This is a genomic window from Kitasatospora sp. NPDC101155 (assembly GCF_044768305.1).
Taxonomy (GTDB): domain Bacteria; phylum Actinomycetota; class Actinomycetes; order Streptomycetales; family Streptomycetaceae; genus Kitasatospora.
Map to the genome: position 1 here is coordinate 1 of NZ_JBIWPN010000099.1, position 14,648 is coordinate 14,648.

Genomic DNA, 14,648 nt, shown 5'->3' on the forward strand with positions numbered 1-14,648 from the left:
CACGCACGGTGGACGTCTATTCCACCCGCGAGGACGCGCACGCCGACTCCGTCGAGGCGTGGACCCGCCACGCCACCGGACTCCTCTCGCCGACCAGGACCGAACTTCCGCTGGCCGAAAGCGACTTCAGCGTCTGGCCGCCCGCCGGAGCCCAGCCGGCCGACGCCGACGACCTGTACCCCGAGCTGGTGGCCGGCGGCTACGCCTACGGCCCGGCGTTCCAGGGCGTGCGGGCGGTCTGGCGGCGCGGTGAGGAGCTCTTCGCCGAGGTCGCCCTGCCGGACGAGCGTGACGACGAGGCGGGCCGTTTCGGCATTCACCCCGCCCTGCTGGACGCCGCGCTCCACCCGAGCCTGGCGGCGGCCGTCGCCGCCGAGGCCGGCCGGCTCTGGCAGCCACTGGCCTGGCACGGGCTCACCCTGCACGCCACCGGCTCGACCGTGCTGCGGGTGCGGCTGGCCCGCGCCGGGCAGGACGCGCTGTCGCTGATGGCGGCCGACGAGAGCGGGGAACTGGTGCTGGCGGCGGACGCCGTGGCGCTGCGCCCGCTGGACGCCGGCCTGCTCGCCGCTGCGGCGGGGCCCACGCAGGGCGGCGACGCGCTGTTCGAGGTGGAGTGGACCGATCTGCCCGCCGTCACCGCCACGTCGGCCGCCCAGTGGGTGCGCGTGGACGGTGCCGCCGACGCGGTGGCCGTGGCCGACCAGGGCTCCGCCCGGCCGTTCGTCGTCCTGGAGGCCGTCACCAGCGGTGACGGTGACACCCCCCTCGCGCTGACCTCACGGGTCCTGGAGGCCGTCCGGAGCTGGCTGGCCGACGACGCCGCAGTGGCTGCCCGGCTCGTCGTGCTCACCCGGGGCGCGATGGCCGCCGCCGGCGACGCGGACGTGACCGACCCGGCCGGCGCCGCCGTCTGGGGCCTGGTCCGGGCCGCCCAGGCCGAGAACCCCGACCGGATCGTCCTGGTCGACGCCGAACTGGACGGCACCGAGCCGGACCTGGCGGCCGTACTGGCCACCGGCGAGCCGCAGGTCGCGTTGCGCGGCTCGGCGCTGTTCGCGCCGCGCCTGGTCCGGGCCACCGCCTCCGCGCCCGCCCAGCGCGCGGAGTTCGACCCCGAGGGCACGGTGCTGGTCACCGGCGGCACCGGCTCGCTCGGCGCGCTGGTCGCCCGTCACCTGGTGGCCGAGCACGGTGTGCGGCACCTGCTGCTGGTCAGCCGGCGCGGCCCGGCGGCCGAGGGCGCCGCCGAACTGATGGCCGAACTGGCCGGGTCGGGCGCCACCGTCACCGTCACCGCGGCCGACGTGGCCGACCGGGAGGCGGTCGCGGCCCTGCTCGCGGCGGTCCCGGCGGAGCACCCGCTGACCGGTGTGGTGCACATCGCCGGTGTGCTGGACGACGGCGTGATCGGCGCGCTGACCCCGGAGCGACTGGCCCACGTCTTCGGGCCGAAGGTGACGGCGGTTCAGCACCTGGACCAGCTGACCCGCGAACTTGCGCCCGAGCTGCGGTCGTTCACCGTCTTCTCGTCCGCCGCCGGCGTCTTCGGCTCGGCCGGGCAGGGCAACTACGCGGCGGCCAACGCCTGTCTCGACGCGGTCGCGCACCAGCGTCGCGCCGCCGGCCTGCCCGCGCTCTCGCTGGCCTGGGGCCTGTGGGAGCAGGGCGCGACCGGCATGGCCGGGCGGCTGGCCGAGCAGGACCGGACGCGGGTCGGCCGCGCCGGGTTCCTGGGGCTCGCGCCCGCAGAAGGCCTGGAGCTGTTCGACCTCGCCCTGACCGGTGACCGGGCCGTGGCCGTACCGATCAAGCTGGACCTCCGCGCCCTGCGCGCCGAGGGGGCCGGCGGCATGCCCGTGCCCGCCCTGCTGCGGAACCTGGTGCCGACCGGGCGGCGCTCCGCCCGGACCACCTCCGGGCTCGGCGCCCGGCTGGCCGGCCTGGCGCCCGCCGAGCGGGAGGCACTGCTGCTGGAGCTGGTCCGCACCCACGTCGCCACGGTGCTCGGCCACGCCGGGGCGGCCGACATCCAGGTGGAGAAGGCCTTCAAGGACGCCGGGTTCGACTCGCTGACCTCCGTTCAGCTGCGCAACCGGCTGCGCGGGGCCACCGGTCTCAACCTGCCCACCACCGTCGTCTTCGACTACCCCACACCCGTCGCCCTCGCCCGCTACCTGGGCGAGGAGTTGGGCGAGACCTCGACCGGCGCGGCCGCCACGGGCACGGTGCTCGCCGTGGACCCGGAGGAGCCGATCGCCATCGTCGGCATGGCCTGCCGCCTGCCCGGCGGCGTGGTGACCCCGAACGACCTGTGGCGGCTGGTCGCCGAGGGCCGCGACGCGATCTCCGGATTCCCCGACGACCGCGGCTGGGACGTCCGCGGGCTGTTCGACGCCGACCCGGAGAACGTCGGCACGTCCTACGTGGACCAAGGTGGATTCCTTTACGGCGCAGGCGAGTTCGACGCCGCCTTCTTCGGGATCTCGCCGCGCGAGGCGGTGGCGATGGACCCGCAGCAGCGGTTGCTGCTGGAGACCTCCTGGGAGGCGCTGGAGCGGGCCGGGGTCGACCCGGTGGCAGCGAAGGGCCGGGAGATCGGGGTCTTCTCCGGTGTGATGACCCAGGGGTACGGCATCGGCGGTGCCGTCCCGGCCGAGCTGAGCGGCTTCACCGCCACGGGCTCGGCGATGAGCGTGGCCTCGGGCCGGATCTCGTACGTGTTCGGGTTCGAGGGTCCGGCGGTGACCGTGGACACGGCCTGCTCCTCCTCCCTGGTCGCCATGCACCTGGCCGCCCAGTCGCTGCGCCAGGGCGAGTGCACGCTGGCGCTCGCCAGCGGGGCGACCGTGATGGCGACCCCGCACACCTTCGTCGAGTTCTCCCGCCAGAAGGCGCTCTCGCCGGACGGCCGCTGTAAGCCGTTCTCCTCGAACGCCGACGGCACCGGCTGGGCCGAGGGCGTGGGCGTGGTGGTCATGGAGCGGCTGTCCGAGGCCCAGCGCAACGGGCACCGGATCCTCGCGGTGCTGCGCGGCTCCGCCGTCAACCAGGACGGCGCCTCCAACGGGCTGACCGCGCCCAACGGGCCCTCGCAGCAGCGGGTGATCCGCAAGGCGCTGGCCAATGCCGGCCTGTCGGCCGCCGAGGTGGACGCGGTGGAGGCGCACGGCACGGGCACCGTGCTGGGCGACCCGATCGAGGCGCAGGCGCTGCTGGCGACCTACGGCCGGGACCGCGAGCCCGAGCACCCGCTCTGGCTCGGCTCGGTGAAGTCGAACCTCGGGCACACCCAGGCGGCGGCGGGTGTGGCGGGCGTGATCAAGATGGTGGAGGCGCTGCAGCACGGGGTGCTGCCGCCCACCCTGCACGTCGAGGCCCCGACCCCGCAGGTGGACTGGTCAGCCGGCGCGGTGCAGCTGCTGACCGAGGCGCGGGCGTGGCCGGAGACCGGGCACCCGCGCCGGGTCGGCGTCTCCTCGTTCGGGCTCAGCGGGACGAACGCGCACCTGATTCTGGAGCAGGCGCCTGAGGCCGAACCGGTCGAGGGGCCTTCGGAGGACGGCGGTGTGTTGCCGCTGGTGGTGTCGGCGAAGAGCACGGCCTCGCTGGCGCGTCAGGCTGAGCGGTTGACCTCGTTCGTGGAGGCCGGCGACGCATCACTTTTGCCTGTGGCCGGGGCGTTGGTGGCCGGGCGTGCGGTGCTGGGTGAGCGTGCGGTGGTGGTGGCGGGGGCGCGGGAGGAGGCGCTGGCCGGGTTGGGTGCGCTGGCGCGGGGCGAGTCGCACCCGGGTGTGGTGAGCGGCGGGGCGGGCTCGGGCGGGTCGGGGCGCCGGGTGTTCGTCTTCCCGGGGCAGGGGTCGCAGTGGGCCGGTATGGGTCGTGAACTGCTGGACTCCTCGCCGGTGTTCGCAGAGCGGATCGCGGAGTGCGCGGTGGCGCTGGACCGGTGGATCGGCTGGTCGCTGATCGAGGTGCTGCGGGGCGAGGCGTCGGCCGAGCTGCTGGAGCGGGTGGACGTGGTGCAGCCGGCGAGCTTCGCGGTGATGGTGGGCCTGGCGGCTGTGTGGCAGTCGGTGGGTGTGGTGCCGGATGCGGTGGTCGGTCACTCGCAGGGCGAGATCGCGGCGGCGTGCGTGGCCGGGGCGCTCTCGCTGGAGGACGCCGCGCGGGTGGTGGCGGTACGGAGCCAGGTGATCGCCCGTGGGCTGGCGGGGCGTGGCGGGATGGCGTCGGTGGCGCTGTCGGAGGATCAGCTGACCGAGCGCCTGGATCGGTGGGACGGCCGGGTCGAGATCGCGGCCGTGAACAGCCCGTCCTCCGTGGTGGTGGCCGGTGACGCGGAGGCGCTGGACGCACTGGTCGAGGAGTGGGGCGCCGAGGGCATCCGGGTCCGTCGCGTTGCGGTGGACTATGCCTCCCACACACGCCACGTGGAGCTGGTGGAGAGTGAGTTGGCCGGGGCGCTCGCGGGCGTGACCGCCGGCGCTCCGGTCGTGCCGTTCTACTCGACGGTGACGGGCGAGTGGGTCCGGGACGCGGGTGTGCTGGACGGCGGATACTGGTACCGCAACCTGCGCAACCGGGTCGGTTTCGGTGCGGCGGTGGGCCAGTTGGCGGCCGAGGGCTTCGGGGTCTTCGTCGAGTCCAGCGCCCACCCGGTGCTGGTGCAGCCGGTCAGCGAGGTGGTGGACACCACCGACAGTGCGTCAGTAATCGTCTCCGGCTCGCTGCGCCGCGAGGACGGTGGACTGCGCCGGCTGCTGGCCTCGATGGCCGAGCTGTTCGTGCGCGGGGTCGCGGTGGACTGGTCGGGCGTGCTCCCCGCCCGGTCGGCGATGGTGGACCTGCCCACGTACGCCTTCGAGCACCGTCACTACTGGCTGCAGACCACCCCCGCGACCGATGCCGCCTCGCTCGGCCAGGCCGCGGCCGACCACCCGCTGATCGGCGCCGTCGTTCCCGTGCCGGAGACCGGCGGCCTGCTCTGCACCTCCCGCCTCTCCCTGCGCAGCCACCCCTGGCTGGCCGACCACGCGGTCGGCGGCGTCGTCCTCGTCCCCGGTGCCGGGCTGGTCGAACTGGCCGTCCGGGCCGGTGACGAGGTCGACTGCGGCACCCTCGAAGAGCTGGTGATCGAGGCCCCGCTCGTCCTGCCCGAGCAGGGCGCGATCCGGCTGCAGATCGCCGTCGGCGGACCGAACGAGAACGGCACCCGCACCGTCGCGGTCTTCTCGGCCCCCGAGGACACGGCCGGTGACAACGACGGCGAGGCCTGGACCCGCCACGCCACGGGTACTCTCACCGCCACCACCCAGACCGCGACCCCGGGCTTCGACTTCACCGCCTGGCCGCCCGCCGGCGCCCAGCAGGTGCCGGTCGCGGGCGGCTACGAGCTGCTGACCGACGCGGGGTACGGCTACGGCCCGGCCTTCCAGGGCGTGCGGGCGGTCTGGCGGCGCGGCGAGGAGCTCTTCGCCGAGGTCGCCCTGCCGGACGAACTCCGCGACGGTGCCGCCCGGTTCGGCGTGCACCCGGCCCTGCTGGACGCCGCCCTGCACCCCGTCATGCTGGACGTGGCGCTGGCCGACCCGACGGGCGAGCGCCGTACGGACCCCGAGGCGGTGCACCTGCCGTTCGGCTGGACCGGTCTGCGGCTGCACGCGACCGGTGCCGCCGCGCTGCGGGTACGCCTGGTGCAGTCGGCCGGGCACGCCCTCTCGCTGGAGGCGGCCGACCAGACCGGCGGCCCGGTGCTGAGCCTGCAGTCGCTGGTCTCCCGGCCGGTCTCCACCGAGCAGTTGGGCCGGGCCGCCGGAGACGACGGCCGGGACACCCTGTTCCGCCTGGAGTGGACCGAGTTGTCCGCTGTCTCGGCGCCGGGCCTGGAGCTGCCGCCCGCCTGGGTGCCGGTGGCCGCCCCGGAGCACCTGGCCATGCTGACCAACGGCTCGGGCGTGGCGCCGGTGGTCGTGCTGGACGCGGTCGGCGGCGAGTCCGGCGCGACGGCGGACGACGCCCTGGAGCTGACCGGCCGCGTGCTGGCGATCGTTCAGGCCTGGCTGGCCGCACCCGCGCTGGAGGAGGCGACGCTGGTCGTCGTCACCCGGGGTGCGATGGCAGCCGGCGGCGACGCCGACGTCACCGACCCGGCCGGCGCCGCGGTCTGGGGCCTGATCCGGGTTGCCCAGGCGGAGCACCCGGGCCGGATCGTCCTGCTGGACACCGACGCCGCCCCCGGCGTGGACGTCGAAGCAGTGCTCACCCCCGTGCTGGCCACCGGCGAACCCCAGGTCGCCGTGCGCGGCACCACCCTGCTGGCCCCGCGGATCACCCGTGCGGCGGCCGAGGCCGGCGCCGGCACCCCGGTCTCCTTCGCCCCGGGCGGCACGGTGCTGATCACCGGCGGCACCGGCACACTGGGCGGCCTGGTCGCCCGGCGCCTGGTCGGCGAGCACGGCGTGCGGCACCTGCTGCTGGCCAGCCGGAGCGGCCGGCAGGCCGAGGGCGCGGCCGAACTCGAAGCGGAACTGTACGAGTTGGGCGCCGAATCGGTGACCGTCGCGGCCTGCGAAACGGCCGACCGGGCGGCGCTCGCGGAGCTGCTGGCCGCCGTCCCGGTCTCGCACCCGCTGACCGGCGTGGTGCACACGGCCGGTGTGCTGGACGACGGTGCGTTCGGGGCGCTGACGCCGGAGCGGTTGGCGTACGTCTTCGGGCCGAAGGTGACGGCGGTCCAGCATCTGGACCAGCTCACCCGCGAACTCGCCCCGGACCTGAAGGCGTTCGTCCTCTTCTCGTCCGCCGCCGCGGTCTTCGGCTCGGCCGGGCAGGGCAACTACGCGGCGGCCAACGCCTACCTGGACGCCGTCGCCCACCAGCGGCGGTCGGCTGCGCTGCCCGCACTCTCGCTGGCCTGGGGCCTGTGGGAGCAGGCCACCGCGATGACCGCCCACCTGGACGGCACCGACGGCTCGCGCGGCGGCCGGACCCGCGGCCGGGCCCTGAGCTCGGCCGAGGGCATGGACCTGTTCGATCTCGCCCTGCGCGCTGACACGGCCGTGCTCGTCCCGATCCGGCTCGACCTGCGCGGGATGCGGGCCGAGGCGGCCGCCGGCGGCGCCGTGCAGCCGCTGCTGCGCGGCCTGATCCGGGGCACCGCCCGGCAGGCGGCCCGCGCCGCCGCGGCGGGTGACGCCGCGGGCGGGCTGGCCGCCCGGCTGGCCGGGCTCGCGGCCGAGGAGCAGGAGGCGCTGCTGCTCGACCTGGTCCGCACCCACGCGGCCACCGTCCTCGGACACGCGGGGGCGGACGGCGTGCCGGTCGACACCGCGTTCCGCGACGCCGGTTTCGACTCGCTGACCTCGGTCGAGCTGCGAAACCGGCTGCGCGAGGCGACCGCGCTGAAACTGCCCGCCACCGTGGTCTTCGACCACTCGACCCCGCTCGCACTGGCCCGCCACCTGCTCTCCGAGCTCGGCGTGTCGGCGCACACCGCGAGCGCGGACGCCGCGCCTGTGGTGGCGCCGGCCGACCTCGGAGAGCCGATCGCGATCGTCGGCATGGCGTGCCGGCTGCCGGGCGGGGTGGCGAGCCCGGAGGACCTGTGGCGGCTGGTGGTCGAGGGGCGGGACGCGATGTCGGGCTTCCCGACCGACCGCGGTTGGGACCTGGACGGCCTCTTCGACTCCGACCCGGACAAGACCGGCACCTCGTACGTGAGCGAGGGCGGGTTCCTGCACGTGGCCGGGGAGTTCGACGCCGCCTTCTTCGGCATCTCGCCGCGCGAGGCGCTGGCGATGGACCCGCAGCAGCGGCTGCTCCTGGAGACCTCCTGGGAGGCGCTGGAGCGGGCCGGGATCGACCCGGGGACGCTGAAGGGAACGGACGTCGGCGTCTTCTCCGGACTGATGGGCCAGGGCTACGGCTCGGGCGGCGACGTTCCGGCGGAGCTGGAGGGCTTTGTCACGACCGGCGCCGGCAGCAGCATCGCCTCGGGACGCATCTCCTACGTCTTCGGCTTCGAGGGCCCGGCGGTCACCGTGGACACGGCCTGCTCCTCCTCGCTGGTGGCGATGCACCTCGCCGCGCAGTCGCTCCGGCAGGGCGAGTGCTCGCTCGCCCTGGCCAGCGGCGCGGCCGTGATGACCGGCCCCGGGGCGTTCGTCCAGTTCTCCCGGCAGCGGGGGCTCGCCTCGGACGGTCGCTGCAAGTCGTACGCGGAAGCGGCCGACGGCACGGGGTGGGCCGAGGGCGCGGGCGTGGTGGTGCTGGAGCGGTTGTCGGAGGCGCGCCGCAAGGGCCACAAGGTACTGGCGGTGGTGCGGGGTTCGGCGGTCAACCAGGACGGTGCGTCGAACGGGCTGACCGCACCGAGCGGTCTGGCACAGCAGCGGGTGATCCGCCGGGCACTGGCCAACGCGGGGCTGTCCACGGCGGATGTGGACGTGGTGGAGGGTCATGGCACCGGGACGGTGCTGGGTGACCCGATCGAGGCGCAGGCGCTGCTGGCGACGTACGGTCAGGAGCGGACTTCCGAACGGCCGTTGTGGTTGGGGTCGTTGAAGTCGAACATCGGTCACACCCAGGCTGCGGCGGGCGTGGCGGGTGTGATCAAGATGGTGCAGGCGCTGCGGCACGGCGTGATGCCCCCGACCCTGCACGTGGATGCGCCGTCCTCGCAGGTGGAGTGGTCGGCGGGTGCCGTCGAGCTGCTGACGGAGGCCCGGGACTGGCCCGCGGCGGCGGACGGCCGACCGCGCCGGGCGGGCGTCTCTGCCTTCGGGCTCAGCGGGACGAACGCGCACCTGATCCTGGAGCAGGTGCCGGAGGTCGCGGAGCCCGAGTCCTCCGAGGTGCATGGTGATGTGCTGCCGCTGGTGGTGTCGGCGAAGAGCGCGGCCTCGCTGGCCGGTCAGGCGGAGCGGCTGGCGGCGTTCCTGGCGGCGGGTGAGGTGGCGCTGCCTCAGGTGGCGGGTGCGCTGCTGGCCGGGCGTGCGGTGTTGGGCGAGCGTGCGGTGGTGGTGGCCGGGACGCGGGAGGAGGCGATCGCGGGGCTGCGGGGGATCGCTGACGGTCCGTCGGGATCGGCCGGCCCGGTGAGGGCGGTGGTGGTCTTCCCGGGGCAGGGTTCGCAGCGGGTGGGCATGGGCCGGGAGTTGTACGAGCGGTTCCCGGTGTTCGCGGAGGCGTTCGATGCCGCGTGTGCGGCGCTGGATGCCCGGCTCGCTGGCTGGGTGGAGTTCCCGGTCGCCGAGGTGGTGCTGGGGCGCTCGGGTGATCTGAGTCGGACGGTGTTCACGCAGGCCGGGTTGTTCGCGGTGGAGACGGCGCTGTTCCGGTTGGTGGAGTCGTGGGGGGTGCGGCCCGATGCGGTGATGGGTCACTCGATCGGTGAGATCGTGGCGGCGCATGTGGCGGGCGTGCTGTCGTTGGAGGACGCGGCGGCGGTGGTGGCGGCTCGTGGCCGGTTGATGCAGGCGCTGCCGTCCAGTGGTGCGATGGTGGCGGTGGCGGCTTCCGAGGCCGAGGTCGTGCCGTTGCTGGGTGAGGGTGTGGACCTGGCGGCGGTGAACGGGCCGCAGGCGGTGGTGCTCTCCGGTGTGGAGGACGCGGTGCTGGCGGCGGCGGCGACGCTGGCCGAGCAGGGCCGCAGGACCCGTCGGCTGACGGTGTCTCACGCGTTCCATTCGGCGTTGATGGAGCCGATGCTGGAGGAGTTCGCGGCGGTCCTGGCGGGCGTGAGCTGGTCGGAGCCGCGCTTCCCGGTGATCTCGAACGTGACCGGCCGGATCGCTGAGGCCGGTGAGCTGACCAACCCCTCCTACTGGGTGGAGCACGTGCGCCGCCCGGTCCGGTTCGCCGACGGTGTCGCCGCGGCGGCCGGCACGGGTGAGGTCGTCTTCGTCGAACTGGGCCCGGGTGCCGCGCTGTCCGGCGTGGTCGCGGAGTCGGCCGGGGAGCGCGCGACCTGTGTGGCGGCGCTGCGCGACGACCACGGCGAGGCCCGGACCCTGCTGACCGCACTTGCCGAGGCCTTCGTGCGCGGCGCCACCGTGGACTGGTCCCAACTCGTCCCGGCCACCGGCCACGTGGACCTGCCGACCTACGCCTTCGACCACCAGCACTACTGGCTCCCCGCCACCCCCGCCACCGACGCGACCTCGCTCGGCCAGGGCCGCGCCGACCACCCGCTCCTCGGCGCGGTGGTCCGCCTGCCGCACTCCGACGGCCTGGTCTTCACCTCCCGCCTCTCCCTGCGCACCCACCCCTGGCTGGCCGACCACGCCGTCGGCGGTGTGGTCCTCCTCCCCGGAACCGCCCTGATGGAGCTGGCCGTGCGCGCCGGTGACGAGGTGGCCACCGGGGTGCTGGAGGAGTTGCTGACCGAGGCCCCGCTGATCGTCCCCGAGCAGGGCGGCGTCCGGCTCCAGGTCGCCGTCGGTGGCCCGGACGAGCACGGCGCGCGGACCGTGGACGTCTACTCCACCCGTGAGGACGATGCGGACACCGGCGGCGCCGAGGTCTGGGCCCGCCACGCCACCGGGCGGCTCGTCACCGAACCCACCGCGCAGCCCGCAGCGTTCGACTTCGCCGCCTGGCCCCCGCCCGGTGCCCAGCGGATCGAGCTGGACGGGATCCGCGCGGACCTGGCGGCGCGCGGTCACGAGCACGGTCCGGCGTTCCAGGGCCTGCGCGCGGCCTGGCAGCGCGGTGAGGAGCTGTTCGCCGAGGTGGCTCTGCCCGAGGAGCAGCGCGACAGTGCCGACCGGTTCGGCATTCACCCCGCCCTGCTCGCCGCCGCTCTGCACCCCGCCCTGCTGCCGGCCGCCGGCAGTGCGGAGGACGGGGCGTGGCAGTCGGCCGGATGGCACGGCCTGGCCCTGCACGCTGCCGGTGGGACTGCTCTGCGGGTGCGGATCGGCCGGACGGCGGAGGCGGGCACGTTCTCGCTGACCGCCGCCGACGAGACCGGCGCACCGGTGCTGACCGCCGAGGCGGTCACCCTCCGCCCGCTCCCCTCTGCCGAGTTGGCGGCGCTCGCGGGCGGCGCGGGCGACGGCGGACTCGGGCTGCTCCGGGTCGACTGGCTGCCGCTGCCCCAGCCGCCGCTGACGACGGGCGGCGCCGCTCACCGGGTGGCGGTCTCCACCACTGAGCAGCTGTCGACTCTGGCGGCCGGCCCGGAGGTTCCGCAGGTCGTGGTGCTGGACGCCACCGAGGGCCAGGACGGTTCGACGGGTGTGCCGGCCCTGGTGTCGCGGGTCCTGGCGATGGTTCAGGCCTGGCTCGCCGAAGAGGCCCTGGAGGACTCCCGGTTGCTGGTGGTCACCCGCGGCGCGGTGCCCGCGGGTGGCGACACCGCGCTGACCGACCCGGTCGGTGCCGCCGTCTGGGGCCTGGTCCGGGCCGCCCAGGCGGAGCACCCCGAGCGGATCGTGCTGCTCGACCTGGACGCCGCCACGGCCGTCGGGTCCGCCGTCCTCGACCTGCCGCTGCTGGACGCGGTGCTCGCGAGCGGCGAGCCGCAGGTCGCGGTGGCCGGCGGAACTGCCCTGACCGTCCCCCGTTTGGTCCGAACCCGGCAACCCGCCGCCGGCGAGCCCGAGCTGCTCCCGCTCGGCGCCGCCGACGGCACGGTGCTGATCACCGGTGGCATCGGGGCACTGGGCGCCCTGACGGCCCGCCACCTGGTCGAGGCCCACGGCGTCCGGCACCTGGTGCTGGCCGGCCGGCGCGGTTCGGACGCGGAGGGCGCGGCGGAACTGGTCGCCGAACTGGCCGAGCGGGGTGCCGAGGTGTCGGTGGTGGCCTGCGACGTCACCGACCGGCAGGCGGTCGCCGCCCTGCTGACCGCAGTCGGGGCCGAGCACCCGCTGACCGCCGTCGTGCACGCCGCTCGGGTCTTCGACGCGGGCGTGATCGGGGAGTTGGACGAGGACCGGCTCGCCCGGGTCTTCGCGCCGAAGCTCACGGCCGTCCGCCACCTGGACCGGCTCACCCGCGAACTGGCCCCCGAGCTGCGGGCGTTCGTGCTGATGTCGTCCGCCTCCTCGGTCTTCCTGGGCGCGGGCACCGGCGCCTACGCGGCGGCCAACGCCTACCTGGACGCCGTCGCCCACCGCCGCCGGGCCGCCGGCCTGCCCGCCGTGTCGCTGGCCTGGAGCCTGTGGGCGCCGACTGCCGACGCGAGGGAGCAGGCCGACCCCGACCGCACCGGCCGGCGCGGCGGCGTGGAGCCGCTGACGGCGGCCGAGGGCATGGCGCTCTTCGACGCGGCGCTCACCGACGGCGCGGCCCTGCTGGTGCCGGCCAGGCTGGACCTGAGGTCGCTGCGCGCGGCCGCCGCGCTCGGCGGGGGAGTGCCGCCGCTGCTGCGCGGCCTGGTCCGTCCGGGCCGGCAGCGCGCCCGCGCGGGCGAGGGCGACGGCGGCGGGCTGGCCGCCCGGCTGGCCGGGCTCTCCGAGTCGGACCAACGGGCGCTGCTGCTCGACCTGGTGCGCAATCAGGTGGCCATCGTGCTCGGCCACACCGCGCCCGAGCAGGTGCGGCCGGAGGCGGCGTTCAAGGAGATCGGCTTCGACTCGCTGACCTCGGTCGAGTTGCGCAACCGCCTCCGCTCGGCCACCGGCCTGCCGCTGCCGGCCACGCTGGTCTTCGACTACCCGGCGCCGCTCCCGCTCGCCGGATACCTGTACGACCGGCTCGACCCGGCGGCGGTGAGTGCCACCGGCACCAACCCGCTGCTGGCCGAACTGAGCCGGCTTGAGGCCCTGCTGGCCGGGGCCCCGGCCGACGACACCACGCGGGCCCAGGTGACCACCCGCTTGCAGAGCCTGCTCAGCGCCTGGTCGACCGCGACCGGCGCACCGACCGCCGAGGAGGAGCTCGACTTCGACAACGCCTCCGACGACGAACTCTTCGACCTGATCGACACGGAGTTCGGCAACTAGCCACCGACGTCCCCGACCCACCGACCCCAGCCGCTGACCCGACGCCGCAGCCCATAGGAGCCGAACCTCGATGGCGGAAGAAAGCAAGCTTCGCGACTACCTCAAGCGCGTCCTCGCCGAGGCGCGCCGCTCCCAGCAGCGCGTGCTGGAGCTTGAGGCCGAGAAGTCGGAGCCGATCGCGATCGTGGGCATGGCGTGCCGTCTGCCGGGTGGCGTGGCCGGCCCGGACGACCTGTGGCGGCTGGTCGCCGAGGGCGGCGACGGTGTCTCCGGTTTCCCGACCGACCGGGGTTGGGACCTGGAGAGCCTGTTCGACGAGGACCCGGCGCAGAGCGGCAAGTCGTACGTGAACCGGGGCGGGTTCCTGCACGAGGCCGGGCTGTTCGACGCCGGGTTCTTCGGGATCTCGCCGCGCGAGGCGGTGGCGATGGACCCGCAGCAGCGGTTGCTGCTGGAGACCTCCTGGGAGGCGCTGGAGTCGGCCGGGGTCGACGCCACCGGCCTGAAGGGCGCGGACGTCGGCGTCTTCGTCGGCGTGATCAACGAGGGCTACGCGACCGGCGGTTCGATCCCCCCGGAGCTGGAGGGCTTCACCGGCACCGGCACCACGGGCAGCGTGGCGTCCGGCCGGATCTCCTACGTGTTCGGGTTCGAGGGTCCGGCGGTGACGGTCGACACGGCCTGCTCCTCCTCGTTGGTGGCGATGCACCTGGCGGCCCAGGCGCTGCGGCGCGGTGAGTGCTCGCTGGCGCTGGCCGGCGGCGCCACCGTGATGGCCGGACCCGGGATGTTCATGGAGTTCTCCCGGCAGCGGGCGCTCGCGGCGGACGGCCGCTGCAAGTCCTACGCCGACGCGGCCGACGGCACCGGCTGGGCCGAGGGCGCCGGAATGGTGCTGCTGGAGCGGCTCTCGGAGGCGCGGCGCAACGGCCACCGGGTGCTCGCGGTGATCCGGGGTTCGGCCGTCAACCAGGACGGCGCCTCCAACGGGCTGACCGCGCCCAACGGGCCCTCGCAGCAGCGGGTGATCCGCAAGGCCCTGGCCGAGGCCGGCCTGTCGTCGGCCGACGTGGACGTGGTCGAGGGCCACGGCACGGGCACCGTGCTGGGCGACCCGATCGAGGCGCAGGCGCTGCTCGCCACCTACGGCCAGGACCGGCAACGGCCGCTCTGGCTCGGTTCGTTGAAGTCGAACATCGGTCACACCCAGGCCGCGGCCGGTGTCGCAGGTGTGATCAAGATGGTGCAGGCGATGCGGCACGGCGTGCTGCCGGCAACCCTGCACGTGAACGCGCCGTCCGCGCAGGTGGACTGGACAGCGGGTGCGGTGCGGCTGCTGACGGAGCCTCAGGAATGGTCGGCCGTCGGTCGGCCGCGTCGGGCGGGCGTCTCTTCGTTCGGCGTCAGCGGGACCAACGCGCACCTGGTGCTGGAGGAGCCGCCGGCCGCAGAGGTCGCGGAGCCCGAGGCTCCCGAGTCGGACGGTGGTGTGCTGCCGCTGGTGGTGTCGGCGAAGAGCGCGGGTTCACTGGCGGGCCAGGCGGAGCGGTTGGCGGCCTTCTTCGAGGCGGACGAGGTCTCGTTGGCGAACGCTGCCGGGGCGTTGGTGGCCGGGCGTGCGGTGCTGGGTGAGCGTGCGGTGGTGGTGGCGGGGTCGCGGGAGGAGGCGCTGGCCGGGTTGGGTGCGCTGGCGCG

General features: G+C 75.1%; 2 protein-coding genes. Both read left to right on the plus strand.

Annotated features, from left to right (window positions below; translation table 11 throughout):
* Nucleotides 1-8: 8 nt before the first annotated feature.
* Nucleotides 9-12,953, plus strand: a complete 12,945-nt coding sequence (locus ACIRYZ_RS45410; protein WP_402955275.1) for an SDR family NAD(P)-dependent oxidoreductase — start codon at nt 9-11, stop codon at nt 12,951-12,953.
* A 70-nt stretch (nt 12,954-13,023) separates the two neighbouring features.
* The coding region (locus tag ACIRYZ_RS45415; RefSeq protein WP_402955278.1) for a type I polyketide synthase at nt 13,024-14,648 on the plus strand (1,625 nt) is incomplete at its 3' end.